This window comes from Pandoraea cepalis, from assembly GCF_902459665.1.
Taxonomy (GTDB): Bacteria; Pseudomonadota; Gammaproteobacteria; order Burkholderiales; family Burkholderiaceae; genus Pandoraea; species Pandoraea cepalis.
Map to the genome: position 1 here is coordinate 209,266 of NZ_CABPSL010000003.1, position 26,185 is coordinate 235,450.

20 protein-coding genes, 1 tRNA gene and 1 riboswitch are annotated in these 26,185 nt (G+C 64.3%); of the genes, 11 read left to right on the forward strand and 10 right to left on the reverse strand.

Annotated features, from left to right (window positions below; all coding sequences use genetic code 11):
* Nucleotides 1–181: 181 nt before the first annotated feature.
* Nucleotides 182–369: riboswitch (yybP-ykoY riboswitch) on the forward strand.
* Nucleotides 370–385: 16 nt separating this feature from the next.
* Complete coding sequence (locus PCE31106_RS07150; protein WP_150562849.1) at nt 386–943, forward strand: TMEM165/GDT1 family protein; 558 nt, start codon at nt 386–388, stop codon at nt 941–943.
* A 182-nt stretch (nt 944–1,125) separates the two neighbouring features.
* On the opposite strand, the gene PCE31106_RS07155 is transcribed toward PCE31106_RS07150, so the two are convergent.
* Nucleotides 1,126–1,734: a DUF4136 domain-containing protein gene (locus PCE31106_RS07155; protein WP_174975004.1), complete on the reverse strand. Its 609-nt coding sequence runs from the start codon at nt 1,732–1,734 to the stop codon at nt 1,126–1,128.
* A 200-nt stretch (nt 1,735–1,934) separates the two neighbouring features.
* Between PCE31106_RS07155 and pepN the strand changes: the two genes are divergently transcribed.
* The 3 genes from pepN to PCE31106_RS07170 all read left to right on the forward strand — a co-directional run bounded on the left by pepN (nt 1,935) and on the right by PCE31106_RS07170 (nt 7,024).
* Entirely contained in the window at nt 1,935–4,646 is a 2,712-nt protein-coding gene (gene pepN / locus PCE31106_RS07160) for an aminopeptidase N (protein ID WP_150562851.1), read from the forward strand.
* A 312-nt stretch (nt 4,647–4,958) separates the two neighbouring features.
* The gene (locus PCE31106_RS07165) at nt 4,959–6,416 is read left to right on the forward strand and encodes a radical SAM protein (RefSeq protein ID WP_217425899.1); all 1,458 of its coding nucleotides are present in this window, start codon (nt 4,959–4,961) and stop codon (nt 6,414–6,416) included.
* On the forward strand, nt 6,413–7,024 hold the full coding sequence (locus PCE31106_RS07170; protein ID WP_150562852.1) for a LysE family translocator: 612 nt from the start codon (nt 6,413–6,415) through the stop codon (nt 7,022–7,024). Before PCE31106_RS07165 ends, PCE31106_RS07170 begins: the two co-directional genes overlap by 4 nt.
* A gap of 87 nt (nt 7,025–7,111) precedes the next feature.
* On the opposite strand, the gene metE is transcribed toward PCE31106_RS07170, so the two are convergent.
* Nucleotides 7,112–9,412: a 5-methyltetrahydropteroyltriglutamate--homocysteine S-methyltransferase gene (metE, locus tag PCE31106_RS07175; RefSeq protein WP_150562853.1), complete on the reverse strand. Its 2,301-nt coding sequence runs from the start codon at nt 9,410–9,412 to the stop codon at nt 7,112–7,114.
* 135 nt (nt 9,413–9,547) lie between these two features.
* Here metE and PCE31106_RS07180 point away from each other — a divergent pair, with 135 nt between their 5' ends.
* Nucleotides 9,548–10,471: a LysR family transcriptional regulator gene (locus PCE31106_RS07180; protein WP_017234208.1), complete on the forward strand. Its 924-nt coding sequence runs from the start codon at nt 9,548–9,550 to the stop codon at nt 10,469–10,471.
* 34 nt (nt 10,472–10,505) lie between these two features.
* On the opposite strand, the gene PCE31106_RS07185 is transcribed toward PCE31106_RS07180, so the two are convergent.
* The 3 genes from PCE31106_RS07185 to PCE31106_RS07195 all read right to left on the reverse strand — a co-directional run bounded on the left by PCE31106_RS07185 (nt 10,506) and on the right by PCE31106_RS07195 (nt 14,008).
* A complete protein-coding gene (locus PCE31106_RS07185) occupies nt 10,506–11,099 on the reverse strand; it encodes a class I SAM-dependent methyltransferase (protein ID WP_017234209.1) in 594 nt (197 codons plus the stop codon).
* A 57-nt stretch (nt 11,100–11,156) separates the two neighbouring features.
* Complete coding sequence (locus PCE31106_RS07190; RefSeq protein WP_150562854.1) at nt 11,157–12,575, reverse strand: MFS transporter; 1,419 nt, start codon at nt 12,573–12,575, stop codon at nt 11,157–11,159.
* 512 nt (nt 12,576–13,087) lie between these two features.
* Nucleotides 13,088–14,008, reverse strand: a complete 921-nt coding sequence (locus PCE31106_RS07195; protein ID WP_026131997.1) for a LysR substrate-binding domain-containing protein — start codon at nt 14,006–14,008, stop codon at nt 13,088–13,090.
* Nucleotides 14,009–14,142: 134 nt separating this feature from the next.
* Here PCE31106_RS07195 and PCE31106_RS07200 point away from each other — a divergent pair, with 134 nt between their 5' ends.
* The 3 genes from PCE31106_RS07200 (at nt 14,143) to PCE31106_RS07210 (ending at nt 16,879) form a co-directional block, all read left to right on the forward strand.
* Nucleotides 14,143–15,426: an aspartate carbamoyltransferase gene (locus tag PCE31106_RS07200; RefSeq protein WP_026131998.1), complete on the forward strand. Its 1,284-nt coding sequence runs from the start codon at nt 14,143–14,145 to the stop codon at nt 15,424–15,426.
* A gap of 151 nt (nt 15,427–15,577) precedes the next feature.
* Entirely contained in the window at nt 15,578–16,600 is a 1,023-nt protein-coding gene (locus PCE31106_RS07205; protein WP_150562855.1) for a class 1 fructose-bisphosphatase, read from the forward strand.
* A gap of 203 nt (nt 16,601–16,803) precedes the next feature.
* Nucleotides 16,804–16,879: transfer RNA gene (locus PCE31106_RS07210), tRNA-Thr, on the forward strand.
* Nucleotides 16,880–17,067: 188 nt separating this feature from the next.
* On the opposite strand, the gene PCE31106_RS07215 is transcribed toward PCE31106_RS07210, so the two are convergent.
* Nucleotides 17,068–17,733, reverse strand: coding sequence for a DUF1415 domain-containing protein (locus PCE31106_RS07215; protein WP_150562856.1), 666 nt, complete (start codon nt 17,731–17,733; stop codon nt 17,068–17,070).
* Nucleotides 17,734–18,032: 299 nt separating this feature from the next.
* On the opposite strand from PCE31106_RS07215, the gene PCE31106_RS07220 reads away from it, so the two are divergent.
* From PCE31106_RS07220 to hmpA, 3 genes are all read left to right on the forward strand, one after another.
* The gene (locus PCE31106_RS07220; protein ID WP_150562857.1) at nt 18,033–19,109 is read left to right on the forward strand and encodes a hypothetical protein; all 1,077 of its coding nucleotides are present in this window, start codon (nt 18,033–18,035) and stop codon (nt 19,107–19,109) included.
* Between the two features lie 292 nt (nt 19,110–19,401).
* Complete coding sequence (locus PCE31106_RS07225) at nt 19,402–20,985, forward strand: ankyrin repeat domain-containing protein (RefSeq protein WP_150562858.1); 1,584 nt, start codon at nt 19,402–19,404, stop codon at nt 20,983–20,985.
* Nucleotides 20,986–21,308: 323 nt separating this feature from the next.
* The gene (gene hmpA, locus PCE31106_RS07230) at nt 21,309–22,511 is read left to right on the forward strand and encodes an NO-inducible flavohemoprotein (protein WP_150562859.1); all 1,203 of its coding nucleotides are present in this window, start codon (nt 21,309–21,311) and stop codon (nt 22,509–22,511) included.
* A 106-nt stretch (nt 22,512–22,617) separates the two neighbouring features.
* Here hmpA and PCE31106_RS07235 read toward each other — a convergent pair whose 3' ends face one another.
* Genes PCE31106_RS07235 through PCE31106_RS07250 form a run of 4 tightly spaced genes read right to left on the reverse strand, consistent with a single transcriptional unit; the run spans nt 22,618 to nt 26,185 of the window.
* Nucleotides 22,618–23,445 (reverse strand): phosphodiesterase, encoded by an 828-nt coding sequence (locus PCE31106_RS07235; protein WP_017234220.1) that lies wholly within the window; start codon nt 23,443–23,445, stop codon nt 22,618–22,620.
* Between the two features lie 7 nt (nt 23,446–23,452).
* The gene (locus PCE31106_RS07240; protein ID WP_017234221.1) at nt 23,453–24,496 is read right to left on the reverse strand and encodes an ABC transporter ATP-binding protein; all 1,044 of its coding nucleotides are present in this window, start codon (nt 24,494–24,496) and stop codon (nt 23,453–23,455) included.
* A gap of 43 nt (nt 24,497–24,539) precedes the next feature.
* The gene (locus PCE31106_RS07245) at nt 24,540–25,421 is read right to left on the reverse strand and encodes an ABC transporter permease (RefSeq protein WP_437343799.1); all 882 of its coding nucleotides are present in this window, start codon (nt 25,419–25,421) and stop codon (nt 24,540–24,542) included.
* Nucleotides 25,361–26,185: an ABC transporter permease gene (locus PCE31106_RS07250; protein ID WP_017234223.1), complete on the reverse strand. Its 825-nt coding sequence runs from the start codon at nt 26,183–26,185 to the stop codon at nt 25,361–25,363. Before PCE31106_RS07250 ends, PCE31106_RS07245 begins: the two co-directional genes overlap by 61 nt.

Consider the following 26,185-nt stretch of genomic DNA (forward strand, 5'->3'; position numbering starts at 1 on the left):
ACACGCATTCCCTCGCGGTCACCGGTCGCGCGCAAGGGGCATGCGGCCGGGGATCTCCTTGGGCAGCCGATCGGCTGCCCTTTTTTCCTTGCCCGGCATACGCCCGTCAAGTGCTTATCAAGTGCCCATCCAGCGGCCAACCCACCCCGTCATGCCCCCGTCACGTGACAAATGCTATAATCCGGTCCGATTCATTGGGGAGTAGCCGCCCTGTCAGAGACGCTTGTCTTCGGCAGGGGCGTACGTCAACAGACTTGGCCGATTCCGGCTATGGCGTGCGCAGCCCTCGGGCCTGGCGAGACCGATGACGATGCTTCCGCCATCCGGGCCGGGACGCATGGTCATTGGCTCGCGTATTCACGGCCCGGCGGAGATAAAAAATACGATGTCCCCCTTCCTGGTCTCGACCGGTGTGGTCGCGCTCGCTGAAATCGGCGATAAAACCCAACTGCTGTCCCTCGTGCTCGCCGCGCGCTTCAAGAAGCCCGTGCCGATCATTCTTGGCATTTTCGTCGCTACCCTCGTCAATCATGGCTTTGCCGGTGCCGTCGGCGAATGGCTGTCCACGGCCATCAGTCCCGCCATCATGAAGTGGGCCGTCGTCGCGTCGTTCCTCGGCATGGCGATCTGGATTCTCATCCCCGACAAGCTCGATGACGAAGAGACCACCACGCGCCGCAAATTCGGCGTGTTCGTGACGACCGTCTTCACGTTCTTCATCGCCGAGATGGGCGACAAGACGCAGATCGCCACGGTAATGCTCGCCGCGCGCTACCAGGACTTCTTCGGCGTGGTGGCCGGCACCACGCTCGGCATGATGCTGGCCAACGTGCCGGCCGTGCTCGTCGGCCACAAATTCGCCGGTCGTCTGCCGACCAAGACCGTACACGCCGTGGCCGCCGTGATCTTCGCAGTGCTCGGCATCATCACGTTGATGCAGTAAACCGCAAACGCCAAGGCGAGTCGCGCGTCTCGAAGACACGTCGCCTCGCCTTGGCGTAAGTCTGTCGCATGCCGTTCGTCGGCGTGACCTCTGGATGACCGCCCAACGTCTGCCGGGTCTCTCCCCTGGCAACCTACCCCCCTTCCCGCCCTCGGCCGGCCTGACGCCCGCCTGACGCCCGCCTAGCGCCCGACCTTCTGCTCGACATTGATCGTGCGCCCGCTCGGCAACGGCAACTGCCTGAGCGCGGCGTCGATCAGGTACGGCATGGCCGAGGCCAGCGACGTGCCTGCGTCACTGGTATTGGCCTGAACTCGGTAGACCTCCTTGCCGCTCGCACGGTCCGTGAAGCGCAACTGCAAACCCGCCAGCCCATACGAATAATCCCGCTGAACGTACGCGGGCGGCGCGCCGAACGGGTAGCCGTAACCGCCCCACGGACGTCCCCAAGGCCCCCACGGGCCGGGCGCAAACATCGGATCGTAGACGGGCTCGGCCACGCGCATTATCTGTTGGGTGATGCCGTAGCTCATCCCGACCAGATAGTGCGCGCTCGACGGGCTTCGCTCGCTGAAGCCGTCTCCGGCCAGACGCGTTCGCAGCCACTGCTCGTAAGTCGCGTGCTCCTGATTGTTCTGCTGTTCGGGCGTGCGCACGAGCGCGTAAGTTCGCGGGCCGTCGAAGCCCGGTGCATCGCCGAACGCGGTCACCTGGCTCGTGACCGTGCTGGCGCACCCCGCCAGCAAAACACTGACGACGGCCAACGTCGCCAAGGCCCATCGTTTCCCCATGATCGCCTGCTCCAGTAAGCGGCCGGGCGCACCGCCGTGCACCCGTCGCGCCGATTTAATCATAGGACGGCGCAGCGCGCACATCCGAAACCTTTGACGGCGGCGCCGAAGCAAAATTCAGCAAATCGCTCGCCTGAACGCCAAGGCGCCGCCACTCCGTTACAATTTGCAAATCCTTGGCCGTCCGCAAAACACCGTCCATGCTCAGAACCGACCTCGCAGGTGTCATCCAACGCTCCGACTATACGCCCCCGGCGTATCTGATCGACACCGTCCAACTCGACTTCGACCTCGCCCCCGACGTCACCACCGTCACCAGCCGCATGCGGGTCCACCGCAACCCGGCGGGTCCGGGCGGCGCGCTCGAACTGGTGGGGCAAGGCCTGCAACTGGTGAGCCTCGAACTCGACGGCAAGCCCTGGCCCGGCTACCGCACCGGCGAGGAAACGCTCACGGTCGACGCGCCCCCCGAGGCCTTCGACCTCATGCTCGTCACGCGCTGTCGCCCCCAGGAGAACACGTCGCTCATGGGGCTGTATGTCTCGGGCGGCAACTTCTTCACGCAATGCGAAGCCGAGGGCTTTCGCAAGATCACGTACTTCCTCGACCGCCCGGATGTGATGGCAACGTACACCGTGACGCTGCGCGCCGATCGCGAAGCGTATCCGGTGCTGCTGGCCAACGGCAACCTCATCGACCAGGGCGACCTGCCCGATGGCCGTCATTTCGCCGTCTGGGACGACCCGTTCAAGAAGCCCAGCTACCTGTTCGCGCTGGTCGCCGGTCAACTGGTGTGCCGTGAGGAGCACCTCGTCGCCGGCGACGGCCGCGAGAAGCTGCTCCAGGTCTGGGTACAGCCGCAGGATCTGGAGAAGACCGAACATGCGATGGATTCGCTGGTCAACTCGATCCGGTGGGACGAGCAGCGCTTCGGCCGCGTGCTTGATCTCGACCGCTTCATGATCGTGGCCGTGAGCGACTTCAACATGGGCGCGATGGAGAACAAGGGCCTGAACATCTTCAATACGAAGTATGTGCTGGCCGATGCCGCCACCGCCACCGACGACGACTTCGGCAACATCGAAGCCGTGGTGGGCCACGAGTACTTCCACAACTGGACCGGCAATCGCGTGACCTGCCGCGACTGGTTCCAGTTGAGCCTGAAGGAAGGCCTGACCGTGTTCCGCGATCAGGAATTTTCGGCCGACATGATGGGCTCCGAGTCGGGCCGCGCCGTCAAGCGTATCGACGACGTGCGCGTGCTGCGTCAGGCCCAGTTCCCGGAAGACGCCGGTCCGATGGCGCACCCGGTGCGTCCCGAGAGCTACGTCGAAATCAACAACTTCTACACGGTCACCGTCTATGAAAAGGGCGCCGAAGTCGTGCGCATGTATCAGACGCTGCTCGGGCGCGAGGGCTTCCGCCGGGGCATGGACCTGTACTTCGAGCGTCACGACGGGCAGGCGGTCACGTGCGACGAGTTCCGCGCCGCGATGGCCGATGCCAATCAGCGCGATCTCACGCAGTTTGGCCGCTGGTACAGCCAGGCCGGCACCCCGCGCGTGAGCGTCGAAGCCGCCTATGACGAGGCCGCCCGCACCTATACCCTCACGCTGACGCAGCGCTGCCCGAAGGTCGGTGTGGAGCTGCAGGACAGCCAGCTCGTCAAGCAGCCGTTCCATATCCCGTTCGCCGTCGGCCTGCTCGATCGCGACGGTCGCGACATGGCACTGCGTCTGGCCGGTGAGCCCGGCGATGCGCCGGCCGCCACCACGCAGGTGCTCGACTTCACGCAGGAGCGCCAGAGCTTCACGTTCGTCGACGTGTCGCACAACCCGATGCCGTCGCTGCTGCGCGGCTTCTCGGCGCCGGTGATCGTCGAGCACGAGTACACCATCGACGAACTCGCGTTCCTGATGGCGCACGACAGCGATCCGTTCAACCGCTGGGAGGCGGGACAGCGGCTGGCCACGCGTCAGTTGCTGGCGCTCGTCGAATCGATTCAGATGGGGCAGTTGCCGAGCGTCGACAGCTATGTGCTCGAAGCCTTCCGCCAGGTGCTGCGCGACGAGACACTCGACCCGGCGTTCCGCGCGCAAGCGCTCACGCTGCCGGCCGAGTCGTATCTCGGCGAGCAGATGACGGAGATCGACCCGGCGGCCATTCACGCGGCACGTCAGTATCTGCGTCAGCGTCTGGCCGCATCGCTGCATACCGAGTGGCTCGCCGCGTATCACAACCATCGCGTGCCGGGCGCCTACCGCCCGGACGCCGCCTCGGCGGGCGAGCGCGCGCTGAAGAACCTCGCGCTGTCGTACCTGATGGAACTCTCGGATGCGGGTATCGCGCAGACCGCGCGTACCCAATACGACTCGGCCGACAACATGACCGACCGTTTCGCCGCGCTCACCGCGCTCGTGCAACGCGGCGGCGCCGCGCGCGAGAGCGACGCGGCACATGGGTCGCACCATGCCGCCGAGGTGCTGGCAGACTTCTATCAGCGCTTCGAGCACGAGCCGCTCGCCATCGACAAGTGGTTCGCGCTGCAAGCCATGCAACGCGGCGACGGCGGCCATTGCGTGATCGACGGGGTGCGCGCCCTCATGGGGCATCCGGCTTTTACGCTGAAGAACCCCAACCGCGCGCGTTCGCTGATTTTCAGCTTCTGCAGCGGCAATCCCGCGCAGTTCCATGCGGCCGACGGTTCCGGTTATCGATTCTGGGCCGAACAGGTCCTCGCGCTCGACGCGCTGAACCCGCAGGTGGCCGCCCGGCTGGCTCGCGTGCTCGACCGCTGGCGCAAATACACACCGTCGCTGCGCGAGCGCATGCACGCGGCGCTCTCCAATGTCTCGGCCCACGAAGGACTCTCCAGGGACGTGCGCGAAATCGTGGATAAGGCACTGGCTTGAGTTTCCGGCCTGCACGGGCCGGCCTGCGTTCACCTGGCCGCCGGCATCTCATGATGCTGGCGGCTGTTTTTTCTCGTCCCCATCGTCAGCGCCATTTGCACTGATACCCGATCGTTTTACCCCCCGTCACTGTTGGTATTTGCCTGCTCCACCTCATCCGACGATCAAAAATCGACAATCTACGGTCGGATTCGATAGCAATCTCCACGGACTCCCCTAGGGTCTATCTGCTGCGCACTTCAGCGGCTGCCCACGCCACAATCGGTGCACTGCGAAGCGCCCACTGATCACAACGGAACGGAGGAGACAACTGTGCCAGATACCCTACTACATTCAAGATTTTCCAACGTCGCAACGAATACCATCGACTACTGGATGAAGCCGGATTCCCCCAGACTTGATCCGGACGACGTTCTTGGCACCCTACGAGCCGCCCACTGGCTGCCCCGCTCTACCCTCCAGTTGTACCTGCATGTCCCATACTGTGCACAAAAATGCAGTTTTTGCGCGTTCTCAGGCGGGAATTCTCTGAATTTCAAGACTGCAGAGCGCTATGCAGACCTGCTTGTGTGGCAGATGCACGCCTATCTCGACATGTGCGGAGCACGCGAAAAGAACATCGCATCGATCAATATCGGCGGCGGAAGCCCGGATTTGCTACGTGGTGCTATCAAGCGAGTCCTCAAAGCCGCTCGAGACCTGCCAGGATGTTCGGACAGGACAGAAATTTCAGTAGAATTCACGCTCTCTACCGCCGACGACACCTTCCTGGACTCGCTGATCGAATTCGGGGTGACCAAGGCGAGCTTCGGCGTGCAAGCGATTGATCCGGACATTCGTCGCTATCTTCAAATGCCAGGCGCACTGAGAAACATGGATCAGATCTGCCGAAAACTGACTGGCGACATCCCAGTCATCAACGTCGACTTGATTACGGGACTGCCCGGCCAGACGGTCACGACGGTCGCCCGCGACCTCCATCATTTCATCGAGTACCCATTCGTGAATTCAATTAGCACCTACCTGCTCACGCCAGGCGCCGCGCCGAAGCTCGTAGCCGATACCGAAAGCCATGCAATTCCGCCCTTCCCTAGACAGTCCGAGCAAGCGTTGATGCGCTTGCATTCGTACACTTCCCTGCTACGCGACGGCTGGGTCCGCAAGGGCACGAATACGTATATGGCCCCCTCCCGTATCCCGGCTGACGTCTTGGAGCTCGTTGCAGGCAACGAGTGCATCGGTGCGCGCCGATACGAGGACTTTTTGCTAGGTTGCGGAGCGCAAGCCGTTTCCTCCGCTCCCGGCGTACGAATCGAGAACACCGTCGACATCGATGCCTGGATGACGGCCGCAGAGCAGGGCGAACATTCGCTCTGCCTCGAGAAGTGCTCACTCGAGCATCAGCGGGACATGGCGCTATGGGTTTTTCCGTTGATGGCAGACGGTCTGGATAAGGGCGAGTTTGACGCCATGCTCGCTTCCGGCGCCATCGATCAACATCAGACCCAAACGTTCGATGCTTTCATCGAGGAGGGATTGATCATAGAAGACAGCACACGCTATCGCCTTTCCGTGATTGGCGAAGTCTTCATGGGCCACTTGGTGCGGTTGCTGAAAAAGCCAGAGGATCAAGCGGTAATCGCAGGCTACCTGGCCGAAGGTTATCAACTGGGCAAAATGCTGAACGACAAGCGGATTCCGAGGAACAATACCGCAAACGACCGTCAACGCTTCAAGGCGATGGTCACGCTTGAGGAACGCAAGCCATGAGCACCACAGCCTTCATCCTGTACTGCATGACCATCTTCACGGCGTCCATCATCCCCGGCCCGTCGATGCTGCTGGCCTTGACTCAAGGCAGCCGGTTCGGATGGGCCGCCGGGGCGATGTCGGCGCTGGGCAACGTGATTGCCTCCCTCGTACAGGGAATCGTGGCGCTACTCATCGTCGTCGAGATCGGCCAGTTGTCGAGCACGGTGCTCTGGGCACTAAAGATCGCGGGGGCAGCCTACATCGTCTATATGGGAATCACATTGCTCAGCCTACAAGGGTTCGGCGAGCCTCCAGGCGAGGATACCGCGCCCCCTGCAGGCAACCTTACGGCACACCTGTGGAACGGTTTCGCCTTCGCCATCTTCAACCCGAAGGCACTTACGTTCTTCGCCGCCCTGTTCCCGCAGTTCGTGAGCAGCGAGCCCATTTCGACACCGGCGCTGGCCACCATCTTCCTGCCCATCGCCATCATCGCGTTTGGGTGTTTCATGCTCTACGTGACGGCCGGCAAACTGCTCATGCGCCTGCTGGGTGCCACACAGCACATCGGTAAGATATTGGGCGGCAGTATCATTCTTGCCGGGGCTGGACTGCTCCTGACCTGACTGCCGGGCGAACCGGCGCCGCCATGCGCAACGCCGTCAACAGGCTGGCCTGTCGACGGCGCCGTCCTTCCCGCCTACGCAGCGCTCTCAAGCGGCTGCGGCTGGCGTCTGCGCCAGACGTCCCCGCACCGCGCGCGCCGCCGCCGCCATATTGACGAGCGCACCGTCGACCTGCGCCCAGTCGCGCGTCTTCAACCCGCAATCCGGGTTGACCCACAGACGCTCGGCCGGAATGCGCGCGAGCGCGGCCTCGATCAGATGCTCCATCTCCGCCTGCGACGGCACGCGCGGCGAGTGAATGTCGTATACGCCCGGGCCAATCTCGTTCGGATACTCGAAGGCTTCGAAGGCATCCAACAGTTCCATGTCGGAGCGCGTGGTCTCGATGGAGATCACGTCGGCATCGAGCGCCGCAATCGAAGGCAGAATGTCGTGGAACTCCGAATAGCACATATGCGTATGGATCTGCGTGTCGTCGGCCACGCCCGATGAACACACGCGGAACGCGCGCACCGCCCACGCCAGATACGACGGCCAATCGCCCTCGCGCAGCGGCAGCCCCTCGCGCAACGCGGGTTCGTCGATCTGAATCACGCGCACGCCGGCCTTTTCCAGCGCCGCCACTTCCTCGCGCAGCGCCAGCGCGATCTGCAACGCCGTGAGTTCGCGCGGCTGATCGTCGCGCACGAACGACCATTGCAGCATCGTCACCGGGCCGGTCAGCATGCCCTTGACCGGCTTGTCCGTCAGTTGCTGCGCATAAGCGCTCCATGTGACGGTCATCGGCTCGGGCAGATACACGTCGCCATAGATCACGGGCGGCTTCACGCAACGCGAGCCGTAGCTCTGCACCCAGCCATGCTCGGTGATCATGAAGCCCCAGAGCAGATCGCCGAAGTACTCGACCATATCGTTGCGCTCGGCCTCGCCGTGCACCAGCACGTCGAGCCCATAGGCTTCCTGCTTTTCGATAGCCAGACGTATCTGTGCACGCATCGTCTCCAGATAGTCCAGATGCGACATGGCGCGGCGCTTGAAGTCGGCGCGTGCCGTGCGAATGGCCGCCGTCTGGGGGAACGATCCGATGGTCGTCGTCGGCAGTACGGGCAGCTTGAGCCAAGCGCGCTGCGCGTTGGCACGCGCTGGGTAGTCGGACGTGCGGCGCGCGTGCGCGTCGGTGAGCGCCGCCAGACGCTTTTGCACCATGCTGTTGTGAATGCGCGGCGACGTTCGGCGCGCGGCCTGCGCGGCGGCATCGGCGACGAAGGCGGCGCTTACGTCGGCGCTCGCGAACGCCGCAGCGTCCAGCGAGCGGCGCAGCAGCGCCACTTCAGCAAGCTTCTGCACGGCAAAGGCAAGCCAAGTGCGCACTTCCTTGTCCAGACGCCCTTCGCTCGCCAGGTCGACCGGGCAGTGCATCAGCGAGCCGCTCGACGCGACCCACAGCCGGTCCCCGAGCGCATCCGCCAACGGCACGAGCAACGCCCTCGCCTTCGCCAGATCGCAGCGCCAGACATTACGGCTATCGACCACACCCACAGACAGCACCTTCTCCTGCGGCCACTGCGCGACGAATGTGTCGAGTTGCTTCGGAGCACGCACGCCGTCGAGATGCACCCCGGCCACAGGCAACGCCGCCAGCAGCGCCGCGTGTTCGCTGACATCGCCAAAGTACGTGGCGAGCAGCAATGATGGGGCGATGGGCGCGAGACGGTGATACACAGACGTGAAGGCGTCGCGCCACGGCTCGGGCAGGTCGAGCGCCAGAATCGGCTCGTCGATCTGCACCCACGTCACGCCTTGCGTCTTCAGGCGCGCCAGCACCCGCTCATACTGCGTGAGCAGATCGGGCAGCAATGAGAGACGGTCGGCCAGGCCGTTCTTCTCTTTGCCCAGGTACAGCAGCGAAAGCGGGCCGAGCAACACGGGCTTGACGCTTCCGCCCTCGGCCAGCGCTTCCGCCACGTCGTCGAACAGCCACTCGGTGCCCTCGCCGAAACGCGTCTGCGGCGAGTATTCCGGCACGAGATAGTGGTAATTCGTATCGAACCACTTGGTCATTTCCATCGCGCTTTGGCCGTCATCGCCCCGCGCAGCGACGAAGTAGTCGTCGAGGCTGAGCGCTGCGGGCGCCCAGCCAAAGCGCGCCGGCAGCCCGCCGACGAGCGCCAGCGTCGAGAGCACGTGGTCGTACCAATGGAAGTCGCCGACGGTGATCCAGTCGAGCCCCGCCTCGCGCTGCGCGCGCCGGTTGGCCGCGCGAATCTGCCGTCCGGTCTCCTGCAACGCCGTGGCGCTCATCTCGCCGCGCCAGAACGCCTCGACGGCGAATTTGAGTTCACGGTGTGCGCCGATGCGCGGCAATCCGAGTACGTGGGCCTGAGCCATGGGGGTGTCCTTCCGGGAAGCGTGCGATGTTGCGAAGTCGTCGTCTGCGGGCAATGCCCGCCCAGGCTGGCAGTATCCCGGCCATCCGTGTATTATTCAAACGAAAGTTTTTGCCATTTATTATTAATTTTATTCATGCAACGAACTCCCATCGAACTTCGCCATCTGCAGACGTTGCTCGCGCTGCGCGATACGGGCAGCGTTTCGCGTGCGGCGTTGTGGCTGCACCTTACGCAGTCGGCGCTCTCGCATCAGATCAAGGCATTGGAGGATTTCTATGGCTTGCCGCTGTTCGTGCGCAAGTCGTCGCCGCTGGTGTTCACCCCCGCGGGCAAGCGGCTGCTGGCGTTGGCGGAAGAAGTCGTACCGGCCGTCGACGAAGCGGGCCGCGACCTCACGCGGCTTGCGCAGGGCACCCAGGGCACGCTGCGCATCGCGGTCGAGTGCCACACGTGTTTCGATTGGCTGATGCCCGCGATGGATGCCTTCCGGCAACGCTGGCCGGAAGTCGAACTCGATATCGTGTCGGGCTTTCATGCCGACCCCATCGGGCTGTTGCATCAGGACCGCGCCGATCTGGCGATCATTTCCGAACGTGAAGAAGGCGAGGCGGTCGATTTCCACCCGCTGTTCCGCTTCCAGATGATGGCGCTCATGGCGAACGACCATCCGCTCGCCGGCAAACCGTATCTCGACGCCGCGGACTTCCGTGACGAAACGCTCATCACCTATCCCGTGCCCGACGACATGCTCGATATCGTGCGTCAGGTGCTGCGTCCCGCAGGGATCGAACCGACGCGCCGTACCACCGAGTTGACGGTGGCGATTCTGCAACTGGTCGCCAGCCGGCGCGGGCTGGCTGCCCTGCCGCTGTGGGCCGTGTCGGGCTATCTCGAGCGCCGCTATGTGAGCGCGCGCCCGATCACGCCGCAAGGGCTCACCGCGGAACTCTGGGCGGCAACGTTGCCAGCGATCACCGCGCGTCCCTATATCGGCGAATTCGTCTCGCTCATGCGCGAGACGAGCCTACTCACGCTACCGGAAATCGAATTGCTCTGACACCGCGTCGCGCGGCCGATAGCCATCCGCGGTGTCAGGCCGGGCGACGTACGACCAGACGGCACACTCGCTTACCGGAACTCGCGCTGGTGACGTCTTCCTCGTGCAAGACAACGCCGCCGTGAAGGGCAGCGCGCACCACGTCGGGCGAGAAGGCGCTATAGAGCCGTCCGTCTGCGTGGCGAAGATCGTCACCTTCGGTGACACGCCATGAAACGTAAAGCACGCCCCCCGGACGCACGAGCGCCCAGAGCCGGGCGGCCGCCTGCGGCACATCATTCGCGGGCAGATGCATCAGCACCGTCTCACACACCACGTTATCGAACTGCGCCGTCACGCCCTCCAGTCCCGGGAGGTGCCCGAGGTGAAACGTCACCGACGGAAACGATTGACGCGCCAGTTCGACGAGCGCGGGCGAACTGTCGTAGCCGACCACGTCGAACCCTTGCTGCGCGAGCCAGGCGGCATCGCGTCCGTTGCCGCAGCCCACATCGATCGTGCGTCCACCGGGGACGAAATGGCGCACCAGCAGTGCGTACATGTCGTCCGGCGGCGGCTGGTTGCACCAGTCCTCGTTGTAACGAACGGCGTTGGCCTCGTAGGCCGCTTCTGTTTGCAGATCCGTCATGATCGGCGACTCCGGAAGCCAGCGGGGAATGACCGCGTCAGCGCGCGGCACTATGCCTTACTGCGAGATTTTCTCCAGCGCGATGTCACGCGTGCGCGGGCCCATCAGGCCAATGGCGAGCATGACGATCAGCATCGCGCAGGAGATGAACACGAACACCCCGGTCACCCCGAAATGGCGCAGCGCGGCGGCGATCAGGAACGCCGTGAAGATCGCAGAGAAGCGGCTCCACGAATAGACGAAGCCGACGGCGCGCGCCCGGATCCCCGTGGGGAACAGTTCAGTCTGATACGCGTGATAGCTGTAAGACATGATGTTGTTCGCGAGCGTCAGGCCGATCCCCATTGCCACGAGCAGAAACGACGACGTCACCTGCGAGAACGCGATCCCACATACGATACCGATGCCGGCCGTCCACACGATGGCGTGCTTGCGCTCGACCTTGTCGGCCATCCACAGCCCGATCAGCGGACCCACGGGGGCAGCCAGCGCGATCACGCTGGCGTATGCCAGACTCGTCGTCACGGTAATTCCCTGCTTGATGAGCAGCGTCGGCACCCAGTTGGCGAAGCCGTAGAAGCCGACCGTCTGGAAGATGTTGAACAGAATCATCATGATCGCGCGCTTGCGATACGGCGGCACCCACATGTCGCGAAATGCGCCCTTCGGCACGACCCGTTCCGGTTCGCCCGGCGGCGGCAGCGGTTTGCCATACTCGCGGGCGACCTTCGCTTCGAGTTCTAACAAGACGCGGTCCGCCTCGTCGAGGCGCCCCTTCTGCGCCAGCCAGCGCGGGCTCTCCGGCAGCGCGCGGCGAATCCACCAGACGAACACCGCACCATGGGCGCCGATGAGCACCACCCAGCGCCAGCCCTCCAGGCCGAGGAACTCGCGCGGCACGAGCCAGTAGGCGAGCAGCGCGACGACCGGCACGGCGGTGAAGCCGACCGCCTGTTCGCACGCGAACGCCCGACCGCGAATCTGCTTGGGTACGAGTTCGGCAATATAGGTGCCGATCGTCACCAGCTCCACGCCGATGCCAAGCCCCACCACGAAGCGCCAGAAGTTAAGACCCGTGGCGGTGTCCTGAAACGCCATGATGACGTTGGCCACTGTGTACCAGAGCAGCGAGCCCGTGAACACGGCGCGACGGCCGTACCGATCCGCGAGAAAGCCGCAGGCGATGGTGCCGATGAACAGACCGGTGAACAGCGCCGCGATGAAGCTCGCCACGCCCGTCATCCCGAACAATCCCGATGTCGTAGGCGTCAGGATGCCGCTTTTCACCAGCCCCGGCGCAACGTAGCCCGTGTACAGCAGGTCGTAGAGTTCGAAGAAGAAGCCCAGGCTGAGCAACACCACCAGTTTCCAGACGGTGCGCGTCGGGGGCAAACGGTCGAGGCGGGCGGAGATCTCGCCGGCGGTCAGGCGGGTTGCCGCAGCGGGGGCTTGAGCGGCGCGAGGCATGGAAGGCATTGAAGCGTCGGGGGATAGCATGGAAATCGTCTCCGGGCCCGCTCGGTCATGGCCGAACAGATCATTGTCCGACGCGTCCCGGCCGACCGGCTGGCAGGCAATCGCCTGACGAGCCGTGACCGGCGCATCGGATACACCATGAATCGACAGGCAAGGGGGCGAAATTGTGCCACGAATGACACCGCGCCTGTCAGCTTTGTCACGTACTACGAAAAATGGCGATATTCATCAAGTCCGCGCACCGCGCACGATGACCGGAACGTCGGACAGGAACCGAATGCAGCCACCGAAACGAACGTCGCAGCCGGACCGTGCTCCCGAAGACAGCATAGCGGCGCGGTTTGCGCCCTGCCGTGCCGTCTTGGCAAGGCCGGCGTGACCGTTTGCGAAGTGAGGCGCGCGCGGCGGATCGCCGGTTCGGTGCGTCGGCGTGAGCCGTTGCGGGGGCGCCTCGGGCCGCCGGCGTGCCGCCGACGAGCCGATGAAAGGCCTTCGCGCGTCGCGAGTTCCCGTTACAGCCCGGATCCCGCCTGCCCTTGTGCGAGGAAATTCACCACGGCGGATGCCGTCGCACTCAACTGCTCGCGCGAGGGGAACACGAGCCAGAGCTGGCGATGCGCCCACTCGTCGGTCAGCGGGCGCACAACCACATCGAGCTTGCCCACGTAGAGTTGACCGACCTGCTCGGGTGCGATGGCAATGCCCAGGCCCGCATGCGCCATGCGGCACAACGCGTCGAGACTGGACACGCGAATCTTGATCCGCAACGGCGCCCCTGCTGCGCTCGCCTGCTGGCGCAGCAACTGCGTGAGTGCACTGTTGCCTTGAAGGCCCACCAGCGTCTCGCCGGCACAGGCCGAGAACGGGATTTCGCCCGCACGCGCGGCCAGCGGATGTCCAGCGGGCAGAATCACGGCGAGGCGGTCGCGGCGGTACGGCACCATCGTGAACGCCTCGATGCCTTCGACGGCGTTGCAGATTCCGACGTCCACGGCCCGCTCGGCCACGCGCTGGAGCACTTCGTTGCTGTGCTGTTCGTCGAGCTCGACGTCCACGGCGGAAAACACTCGGCCGAACGCGGCCAGATCTTCCGGCAGGAACTGCACGATGGCCGACAGGTTCGCCGCGATGCGCACACTGCCGCGCGCACCTTCGTGGAACTGCGACAACTCCGCCCCCAGCGATTCGATGGTGCCAAGAATGTGTTCGGCATAGCGGCGCACCGTCTCGCCCACCGGCGTGACGGTAATACCGCGCTGATGACGCTGGATGAGCGGGAGGCCGACGATCGCCTCGATGTCGGCAATGCGCCGGCTGATCGCCGACGGCGCAATGAATTCGCGCTCGGCGGCGCGCGCCATGCTCCGCTCCTGGCACACGGCCACGAAAAGGCGCAACGATGTAAGGTCTAGCTTGCGGAGAAGGTTTTCCATACCCGTACGGCATACGCCGGAAATGCCGGAAACGCCCGGCTGGCGCGGCCCCGCGCGGGGCACGTCTTTTGCTGGACAAACAACGAATCGACGCCTATTATACGCATCGCGTACACCTCCCTGCCGACCCGACCATGAGTGCACAGCAGACTTTCCTGCGCGACGCGATGCGCCGCCTGAACATGACCCGCGACAGCTTCGCCGAGCGCATCGGCGTTCGCCGGCGCGCCCTCGACACCTGGCTGCTGCCGGAGGACTCGAGCGAATATCGCACGATGCCGAGCATCGTGGAGAAATTCGTCGGTGAAATCCTCGGTCGCGAAGCCCCGTCCTCAGAATCTACGCAAAGCGCACACAAACCGCTGCGTGAACGCATGGGCCTCGACGGCAAGCCGCATCTGATCTCGGTCGACCAGTTCTCGCGCGATTCGCTCGAAGCCCTGTTCCACGTTGCCGATATCATGCAACCGATTGCGCGCCGGCAAAAGATTTCGCGCGTGCTCGAAGGCGCGGTGCTCGGCAATCTGTTCTTTGAAGCCAGCACGCGTACCCGCGTAAGCTTTGGCGCAGCCTTTTGTCGCCTGGGCGGCTCGGTGTGCGACACGACCGGCTTCACGTTCTCGTCGATGGCCAAGGGCGAGTCGATTTACGACACGAGTCGCGTGATGAGCGGATATGTCGACGCGCTCGTCGTACGTCACCCGGAAAAGGGTTCGGTCGCCGAGTTTGCGCGCGCCACGAACATTCCCGTGATCAACGGCGGCGACGGCCCGGGCGAACACCCGAGCCAGGCGATTCTCGACCTGTACACGATCGGCCGGGAATTTTCGCGTCTGGGCAAGCTGGTCGACGGCGCGCATGTCGCGATGGTCGGCGACCTGCGCTACGGCCGCACGGTGCACTCGCTCATCAAGCTGCTCGCCCTGTACCGCGGCCTGAAGTTTACGTTGATCTCGCCGCCGTCGCTGGAAATGCCGACGTACATCCTCGATCAGATCTCGCAAAATGGTCACGTGATCGTGCAGAGCCACTCGCTCGCCGATCTGAACGGTGCGGATGTGGTGTACGCCACGCGCATCCAGAAGGAACGCTTCGCCGATGAGGCCATCGAGGGCTACACGCCGGACTTCCAGATCAACGAAGCGCTGATCAATCAGTACTGCGACGCCCGCACGATCATCATGCACCCGCTGCCGCGTGACAGCCGGCCCGGCGCCAACGATCTGTCGACGGACCTGAATCACGACCCGCGCCTGGCGATCTTCCGTCAGACCGACAACGGCATTCCGGTGCGCATGGCGATCTTCGCGATCCTGCTCGGCGTGGACAAGCAGGTGCAGCACAGCATGCGCGACGCCGCGTGGCGCGCGCCTTCGCACATCGGCCCGGACGACGCCCTGTTCGACGGCCTCGACTGATCGGTCGTCGCTCGGAAAACACCGAAACCTACCTCAGACACACCTGAAATTGCACTGCCCCCAAGGATTTTTCGCGGGGGCAGTGTGTCTTTACGAGTAAAATTGCGTCCATCTCGAATCGGTACGCTTTTTTGCTTTTCCGGAGGCCCACATGCGGCGCAAGACCCTTACCCAATATCTCATCGAACAGCAGCGGGAATTCGACAACATTCCTGCGGAGCTGCGCCTGCTGATCGAAGTGGTCGCGCGCGCGTGCAAGTCGATCAGCCATGCCGTATCCAAGGGCGCGCTTGGCGGCGTGCTGGGCAGCGCCGGCAGCGAAAACGTCCAGGGTGAAGTGCAGAAGAAGCTCGACGTGATCTCCAACGAAATCATGCTCGAAGCGAACGAATGGGGCGGTCATCTGGCGGCGATGGCATCGGAAGAGATGGAAGACGTCTTCCATATTCCGAACCGTTATCCGCAGGGCGAGTATCTGTTGATGTTCGATCCGCTCGACGGCTCGTCGAATATCGACGTGAACGTGTCGATCGGCACGATTTTCTCGGTGCTGCGTTGTCCGGACGGCGTGACGGATCCGACCGAGAAGGACTTCCTGCAACCGGGCACGCAACAGGTCGCGGCCGGTTACGCGGTGTATGGCCCGCAAACGGTACTGGTGCTGACAACGGGTCACGGCGTGAACTGCTTCACGCTCGATCGCGAGATGGGGTCGTGGGTGCTCACGCAGGAAGCCATGCGCATTCCGGAAGACACCAAGGAGTTCGCGATCAACATGTCGAACGAGCGTCATTGGCATGCGCCGGTGCAGCGTTATATCAACGAGCTGCTGCAAGGCAAGGAAGGCGTGCGCGGCAAGGACTTCAACATGCGCTGGATCGCCTCGATGGTGGCGGACGTGCATCGCATTCTCACGCGCGGCGGTGTGTTCATATACCCGGCCGACAAGCGCGATCCGGACAAGCCCGGCAAGCTGCGCATCATGTATGAAGCGAACCCGATGAGCTTCCTGGTCGAACAGGCGGGTGGCGCGGCGACGAACGGCGTGCAGCGCATTCTGGAAATTCAACCGCAAAAGTTGCATGAGCGCGTGGCGGTGTTCCTCGGCTCGAAGCATGAAGTCGAGCGCGTGACGGGCTATCACCTGGAAGCGGGTGCGAAACAGGGCGAATGAAGCGGAATCAAGGCGGATGGATCGTCGTTGCGAAGGCCGCATGACGCGAGCCCGTGATTGGGAAAAATGCGTCGCGACGACGAAAGCGCCGAATGTCCGAGATTTCAAAGATTTACGCGTGACTCACGCAAAGACAGTAAAAAATCTTTGGAAAAGATAGTGACAAACGGGCAAAGTCTGCTATTATCTCACTTCTTCGCAGCGCCGGAGTAGCTCAGTCGGTAGAGCAGCTCATTCGTAATGAGAAGGTCGGGGGTTCGATTCCTCTCTCCGGCACCAGCGACTTAAATCGTTGGGTACGACGAAGTCCTCAAAACCCGCATAAGCATTAGCTTTGCGGGTTTTTTGTTTTCTCGCAATTGGGACGCCATACCCCCTATTCTCGACCCATCCGGGGGTATTTTGGGGGGTATAACGAGGCCTCCCACCCCACCACGACCGGGGATGCGCGAGCTCCCCCCCGCGGTTCAGCGCTTCGCTTGGCTGCCGTCGGCCGCGCCATCGACCGCATTATCATTCGCCCCATCTTCATCTTCCGCCGCCTGCGCCATCCACGCGTGATAGCCCGCCACGCCCATCTGCCGCATGAGCGCTTCGTTGCGCTCGAAGATCATCTCGGCCTCGGGAAACGCATCGACCGCGCGATCGATGCTCGACTCGCGCAGCAAATGCCATATCGGATACGGCGCGCGGTTCGTGTAGTTTTCCACGTCGTCCGGCGCGGTACCTTCGAATTGATAGTCCGGATGAAAACTCGCGATCTGTAGTTCGCCCTCGAGATGCAACGACTTGAGCATGCGCTGCGCGAAGAACAGCGCGTCGTTGTACTCGTGAAAATCGAGCAGCGCACCCGGCATGATCAGCAGCGTCGTGTCCACGGCTTGTGGATCGGCTTGCGCCAACCACTGCAACTCGCGTTCGAGATCGAGCAACGTCCCTTCCATGTCGCGCGCGGCGCTCACGACGTAGCGAATCTGCTCCTTCACGTGCACCGCCTTCGCAAACGGGCAAAGGTTCAGCCCGATCACCGCACGCGTGAGCCAATGACGCGTCGCCGCGATCACAGCCTCATGGTCTTGCGCTTGCGCCAAGGAGGGCGCGGTGTCAGGGGCGGGAAAGAGCTTCTGCGTCATACGGGCACTTGGCGATTCATCATGAATTCCGCATTGTAATTCCCACCGCGACCAACACACGTGTCCGCCAGCATGCTCAGCATCGATAATCCAGAGGCACGAATGCCAAAACGGCCCGACGGCATCTGCGCCACCATGCGGTTTTTCCCTCCGCCACGTGTCCAACGACTATGCCCGGTCCGTCGTCCATCCCGTCTCCCGCCGCCAGCACGGCCGACATTCTCTCCCCTGCCCCGCCCTTCTCCGGAAATGGGGCCGTGCGGCGAATCCACCATCGCGACACCGCTTCATTGGCGACCATGACACTCAGTCAACTGCTCGCGGCAAGGCGGTCGCGCGACTATCGCACGCAGGATATCTGGCGTGCGCTCGTCGATCCCCAAGCCTATGCGGGTCGCGAACTACGACTCGCTTGCGAGAGCGCCTCCCCCAACGGACCATTGTTCCTCCAAATGGCAACCCTGCTCACCACGCCCGAGGAGGAGCGCACGCTGGATCGTTTGATTGACGTGGGCATCTTCCTGGTGCCGGCACGCGCGCGGCAACTTCGCGCCGACGACGCCGCCTTGTTGCGAAGCGACGAAGGCCTGAAACTCTGGCTGCAATACGCCGCCTCTCCCACCTGCTATCTGAGCGTGTTCGACGGCTCCGACGTCTTCGGCGAAGCCACCACCAAGAGCCGCGCGCGCATCGACAAGATCTTGCGCGTGCTGGTGGCGGTCGGGCGCGACAAGACCGACGCCACGCCCGCGAACCCGACCGCCACGGCCCCTCGCAATCCCCTCGCTCATTTGTGCAGCCAGACCGCCCCACAATGGCTGCGCCGCCTGCTCCAACTCGGTGCGTGCCCCGAGCAGATGAACGACCAAGGCATGCCGCTGACGGTGGTCGCCATGCGCGCGCAAGCGCTTCGCCTGTACACCGCCGATCACGATCCCCTTGATCCGCACGACTCGCTGCACCAACTCGCACAACTGCTCAGGCGCCAAGGCGCGGATCTCGCACAATCGAATCGCGATGGTATGCCCGGGCCGGCCCTGCTCACGCTCCACGGGCTCTGCGGCGCCGCCGAAGCCCTGCTCGCCGCCGGCGCCGATCCGAACGCCCCCGACCGGAACGGCAACACGCTGATGCACCATCTCGCGTACATCGTTCGCCTGCAGGACGATGCGGTAAAGATCGACTGCGCCTGCCTCGCGCGACACGCCCTCGTCGTCGCGTCCGGCTACGGTGGCGACATGACCCGCGCCAACCATGCAGGACAAACGCCGCGCTCGTGGATCCCCGAACCGTTGTCCGCCGCCCCGCAGATCGGCGATCAACACCTCGACACCGTCAGGACCACCGCGCGCCGACGGATTCGCGCACTGATCTAGTTCGCGCACCGGCCCGAGTTCCGCCGTCCTCCGGCGCGCACGCCCTCGCGTGGCGGCCATCGCCATGCGACATGACGTCGCACGTCGCGCGACGGCGGCTTGCCGCATCGCGCTTGCCTCGACGTGCGCATCCCCATATTGCTTTGCACTCCTACTCTCCATGCCTCAGTCACCACTGGCCACACCGTCCGCTTGTAGCGGCGCCGCTTGCCCGAGTCCCGCAGCACAGCCCAAGCCCTCAGACATCGGCCCCAACGGTTCAGTCGCCACCGCGCCCTCGGCCCTGCCCGACATGACGCTCGATCGCCTGCTGATCGCCAAACAAGACGGCCAATGCTCGCCGCAGCAGGCATGGGAAATACTGATGAACCTGAACACGACGCCAGGCCGGGAGCTACGCGACAGTTGCCTGATTTCCGGCGCGTCCCGCCCCGAGGAATTGGCCTTTTCGATGGCCACGCTGTTCTGCACTGCAGCGCAGGACCGCACCCTGGCCAAACTCGACGACGCTGGCATCTTCATCGACCGGACGCGACGTGACCGGTTACGCCCCGAGGACGCCGCCTTGCTGTTGAGCGACGAAGGACTGCAACTCTGGCTGCGCTTTGCCGCGTCGCCATCGGGCTACCTCAGCGTGTTTGTCGATTCGATCCTGAACGCCCCCGCCCCCGCCCCCGACGCATCAACGGGGACGCTCGCCGCGGCGCTCCGGGTGCTCGTCGCCTGCGGCCGCGACACGACCAACGACGTCGCAGCGTCCGAAGTCGCGGGCGATGTCCATCTCCCGCTCTCGCATGTGTGCAGCCAGGTCGCGCCCGAATGGTTGCCGTCACTGCTGAACTACGGCGCCGACGTCAATCAACGCACCGCCAACGGTGTGCCGCTCGTGGCCACCGCCCTGGCGGCCCAGGCCCAACGTCTCTATGCGGAGGGCCACGATTTGCTCGTCCCGCATGTGTCGTATCAGCAACTTGGCGCGATGTTCCAGTCACATGGCGCCGATCTGTCGCTGCGCTCCCGCACCGGATCCCCCCCTGTCATGCTGCTCGCGCTGAACGGCTATTGCGCCGCGGCAGAGGCCCTGCTTTCGCTCGGCGCGGGCGGTAGTCCTCCCGACCGCAACGGCAATACGCTCATGCACTATCTCGCGGCCGTGACGCACCTCCGGCAACACGCCGTCTCCGCCTTTTTCCTGCTCAACCTCGCCTTGCGATTCGGCCACGATCCCGCCGAACCCAACCGGGAAGGCACGACGCCGTGCGCACTGCTTCGCGACGGCCTTGCGCAGTACCTGCGGCTCAATCAAACGATGATTGCGCAAGCGCGCGAGCGGGCAAGGCGTGGCGTGTCGGCCTCCACGGCGCCCATTGCCTCGGGCGCCAACCGTCATGTACCGCCCTTCGTCATCGCCGTGGCCGCCGAGGCGCATCGACTCATCGCGCAGGGGCACGACCCCTTGCTGCCGCACGAATCGATCTTCCAGTTGGGGATGTCGCTCCAGCGCGACGGCGTCGACATCGGGCAACGACATACCGACGGCACGCCCCCGGTCCTGTGGCTGGCCCGACAGGGATACTGCGGCGCCGCCGAAGTGCTGCTCGCACTCCACCCGAACGCCAACGCCTGCGGGCCGGACGGCAATACGCTCATGCACGCCCTGGCGGGCGCGACCCGCACGCGTGAGAGCGCCATCCTGGCCGACTACATGCTGAGCACAGCGTTGCGGTATGGTGGCGATCCCACCCGGCCCAATCGATGCGGAAATACGGCACTCTCGTTCCTGAGCACCGAGCGCACCCGGTTCGTGCGGGCCAGCTTCGCGTTCGTCTCCGAGACGCGCAACAGCGCGCGACAGAAGGTCGCCCAACGGCAATAGCGCGCGCCCCAACATGCAGCGGATCGCGCGCTTCGGGCGGATCGGGCGGATCGGGCGCTTCCACCGTGTCGATCGCGCGACAGCCCGTCGCGACGATGCGACATTACGCCGCATCCCTATAACATGCATTTAATTTGCATCTTATAATGCGCTCGCCGGGTCCCTAAAGAGATGGTCGTGTTGTGAGCCCTGGGACACCGGCGACCGAATGCCGCACCGAGAATCTTCCGCACAATGAGATCCGGCGGTGCTGATGGAATACCCACAAGTGCGACAAAAAAGATGCATATGAATTGCATCTTACAAACTCAGGAGTTTTTGCCATGCTTTCCGCAGCTTCCCGCCCCTACATCGATGCGAGTGTTCCGGTTTTGCGCGAGCACGGTCTTGCGATCACGCGCCACTTCTACGCAAGCATGTTCGAAGCCCATCCTGAGCTGCGCAACCTCTTCAACATGGGCAATCAAGCCAGTGGCGCGCAGCAACAGTCGCTCGCCTCGGCCGTGTTCGCGTACGCCGCGAACATCGACAACGCCGCGGCGCTTGGGCCGGTGCTCGAGCGTATCGTGCACAAGCACGTGTCGGTCGGCATCACGCCGTCGCATTACCCGATCGTTGGCCGCCATTTGCTCGGCGCCATCAAGGACGTGTTGGGCGACGCCGCCACGCCCGCACTGATCGCCGCGTGGGACGAAGCCTACTGGCTGCTCGCCGGCGAACTGATCGCGGCAGAAGCCCGTTTGTCGGAACGCACGCACTCGCCGCTGGGCGCGCTGCGCGAACTGGTGGTGGCCGACGTCGACCGCGAAACGGATCACATCGTCTCGTACTACCTGACCACGCCCGAAGGTGGCTCGCCGGGTGAGTTCGCCCCGGGACAATATGTGAGCGTCTCGGTGACGCTGCCGGATGGCCTGCAACAACGCCGTCAATATAGTCTGTCCGACGCACCGCAAGCCGCGCACTGGCGCATCACCGTCAAGGCTGAGGCCGCCGACGAAACGAAGCCGGCCGGTCAGGTCTCGAACTGGCTGCACGCGAATGTGAAGGCCGGCGACCGCCTGCTCGTGAGCGCGCCGTACGGCGAGTTCACGACGTCGCTCGACGAGGCTCGCCCGCTCGTGCTGCTCAGCGCCGGCGTCGGTATTACGCCGATGATGTCGATGGTCGCCGCGCTGGCGGCCAAGGGGTCGCGCCGCGAGATTCTGTTCGCGCATGCCGCCCGCCACGGCTCGCATGTCGCTCTGCGCCGTCACCTGACGTTCGCGGCTACGCAACTGCCCAACCTGCGCGTGGCGACGTTCTTCGAAACGCCGCAAAGCCACGAACGCGAAGGCGCCGACTACAGCTACGCCGGCCGCATGGACATCTCGCGCCTCGCACTGCCTGCCAACGCCGATTACCTGCTGTGCGGCCCGGTGCCGTTCATGCAGACGCAATGGCGCGCCCTGCGCGACGCCGGCGTGCCGGCTGAGCGTCTGCATCGTGAAGTCTTCGGTCCGGACGCGCTCGATCACCTGCTCTGATCCAGCCCCGCGGTAAACGACACGAGGCCCCCGAATCCGGGGGCCTCGTGTCGTTTTGTCATCGAGATGCAGCGCCCCCGCCGCGCGGGCCGCCGCCGATGACACCTCAGTCGATCAAGGCGCCCGAGGCGTCATAGAACGGATGCGAGCCGCCCGCATCGTCGACGAAGGCCAGATGCGAGACCAGTCCGATCTGCGGCGTGAATCGATGCAGTTGGAACGCCGGCGGATCGAGCGCCCACGCGGACGGTCCGCCCTCGCGCAGATCGAGCGCGACCTGGTGGGCCGGTGACGGGCATACGCTCGCAATGGTGCCGGCAAAGCGCGTATGAATCGGCCGATGGACGTGACCGCAAATCAATCGCTCGACGTTGTCGAAACGGCGCACCACGTCGGCGAGCTTCGCCGCATCGGCGGCATCGAGCGCCTGAGCATCCATGTGCTCGATACCACACGCGAAAGGCGGATGGTGCATGGCGATCACCGTCGGCGTGGCGGTATCGCTGGCGAGCGCCGCTTCGAGCCATTGCAGACGCTGGTCGCACAAGCGCCCACCGCCGTTGGGCGGGTCCTGCGTATCGAGCGCCACGAGCCGCAGCGCGCCGAGCGTCGCCGTGTACTGCACGAAGCTGCCCGGCTCGCCGAGATACGTGTGCTCGGGAAACACCTCGCGCAGTGCGTCGCGACCGTCGTGATTGCCGATGATGAGGTAGTACGGGATCTGCAACGGCGCGAGCAAACGACGCAGGTGCTCATATTCCTCGCGCGCACCGAAATCGACGAGATCGCCCGTCAGCACAACGAATTCGGGACGCGGCACCAGCGTATTCAGACGCGCCACGCAGCGCTCGAGATAGGCGGCGGTATCCACGCGCCGATAGGCCAGCTTGCCGGGCCGTTTGATGTGAAGGTCGCTGATTTGTGCGAACAGCATGGGCAGTTTATCCGTGAAGCGAAAAGACATGGGCGGCGGGCAGCGACAACCCGACCTGTTCGCCGACGCGGCATGCGCGACGGCTGGACACTTCGACCAGCACCGACCCCGCGGCGGACACGCCGCCCAGCGTCAGTCGGGTACGGTCGCCGAGAAACTGTACTTCCTCGATACGGCCGACGAGCGCTGCATCGTCCGCCGGCACGACCACCGCATCTTCCGGGCGGAAGTACAACTCCTGCACGTCGGCACGCACATTCGGGCAGGCAAAACGTCCGCCTTCCAGATGGAAATGTCCTTCGCGCCACACGCCGGCCAGACGGTTGATCGTGCCGACAAAGTTGGCCACGTGGCGCGAGGCCGGTTGGTAGTAGATGTCTCGCGGCGCGCCGATCTGCTCGATGCGACCCGCGCTCATCACCACGATGCGATCGCCCAACGCCATCGCCTCGTCCTGATCGTGGGTCACATACACCGTTGTGACCCCCAGGCCACGCAGCAGACGATCCATATCGGCGCGCACCGTCTCGCGCAGCTTGGCGTCGAGGGCCGTGAGCGGCTCGTCGAGCAGCAACACGCGCGGCTCCGGCGCGAGCGCGCGCGCCAACGCCACGCGCTGCTTCTGACCGCCCGAGAGCTGCGCGATCGCGCGCTCGGCGAACGGCGTGAGCTGCACGAGGTCGAGCAGTTCGTTCACGCGCTTGTCGATCTGCGCGGACGGCAGGCCCCGCAGCTTCAGGCCGTACGCGACGTTGCCGCGCACGGTGAAGTTCGGGAACAGCGCGTAGTTCTGGAACACCATCCCCACGCGGCGCTTCTCGATGGGCAGACGCGTGACGTCTTCGTCGCCGAAGCGCACGCGGCCGCCGGCGTCGGGCCGCTCGAGTCCGGCGATCATGCGCAGGGTCGTGGTCTTGCCACACCCCGACGGGCCGAGCAGCACCAGCGTCTCGCCCGCGCCGATCGTCAGATCGAGGGGCTGCAACACCGTGGTGCCGTGAAACGTCTTGGCACAGCGTTCGAGATGAATTGGGATGGAAGTCAGTTTCATCGTCATATCCTAAGCATTCGGTGGCGTACTCGCATCCGCCGGATCAAGTGCGGCCACGCGCCGACGTTTTCCCGTTCGACACTTTGGCCCGTTGCGCCGTCATCTGCATGACGACCAGCAACGGCACGATCATCACGAAAAACACCGCCGTGTACGCGCTGCCGATCTCCAGGCGCAGCGACGCGTAAGCGTCCGCCAGCCCCACGGGCAGCGTCTTCGTGTCGGGCGTGTGCAGCATCCACGTCAGGTTGAATTCACCGAGCGAAAGCGTCACCACGATGAGTGCGGCCGCCACGATCTCGCTGCGGATGTTGGGCAGCACCACCGTCGTGAAGCGCCGCAGGAAACCCGCGCCGAGGCTTGCCGCGCCCTCCTCCATCAGCTTGATGCGCGCGTCGGCGCATGCCGCCGCCACGGCACGCACCATGAACGGCAGCGTGAAGATGACGTGCCCCACGACAATGAACGCGAGACTCTCGCGGAAGCCGCGCATGCCGCCATACACGCTGATCAGCGCGAGCGCACTGGCCAGCCCGGGGAGCGCGATGGGCAACGTCAGCAGCTCCTCGATCCAGCGCGCCATGCGGCTGCGCCAGCGCGCCAGCACGTAACCGGCCGGCACCCCGAGCAGCGTCACCAGCACAAGCGTGGCGGCGCCGACGTACAGCGAATTCAGAATCGCGTCGTGATAGTCCTGCCAGACCTGGATCACCCACTTGAACGTGAGGCCGGCCGACGGACCCCGGAAATAGTTCACCGACAGCCCGGCAAGTATCGACATGCCCACCGGCACCAGCAGGAACGCACACATCAGCAGCGTGAGCAGCAGTTGCAGCGTGAAAAGCGTTTTCTTGAGCATGCGAATCAACCTCCGGCGGCAACCGCCTGCCCCGTGAAATTGCGGGCCAGCATGAGCACCGCCCACGTCACCACGCCGAGCACCACCGAGAGCGCCGCCGCCGTCGCCACGTTGGCGTTGAGCGTGAACTCGGTGTAGATGGTCATGGGCAGCACGTCGATGTCGGTCGCCAGCGTAAAGGCCGTGCCGAATGCGCCGACCGAGGTGGCGAAACACATCGCACCCGACGCGATCAGCGCCGGCGCCAACGCAGGCAGCGTCACGTCGCGCGCGATGGCGAACGGCCCGGCGCCCAGCGACGCGGCCGCTTCGGTGAGCGAGTGATCGAGCGACTCCGCCGCGGCCATCACAGCGAGGATCACGCGCGGAATCGAGAAATACAGGTAGCCGATGAAGAGCCCGGTGAGCGAGTACGCGAACACGAGTTTGTGGCCAAGGAGTTTCGCCGACAGATCGCCGATGAGCCCCTGACGCCCCGCCAGCATGATGACCATGAAGCCGACCACCACGCCGGGGAACGCCAACGGCAGCGTCAGCATCGATACGAGCGCCGATTTCCCCAGGAAGTCGTGACGGGTGAGGAAGAGGCCCGCCACCAGCGATAACGCCAGCGTGGCAAGGGTGACCAGCGCCGAGAGCGCGATGGTCTGCCACAGGCTGTCGAGATAACGCGCATTGGTGAGAATGGCGCGATAGGTCTCGAACGCGTGACCGTCGCCGCTCACCTGCACCAGGGCAGCCATTGGCAACAGCCAGAACGCCAGAAAGACCGCCAGCGCCGGCAGCAGCAGTGCCACGCGCCAGCCGCGCGGCAGAGTCAGGTCACGCAT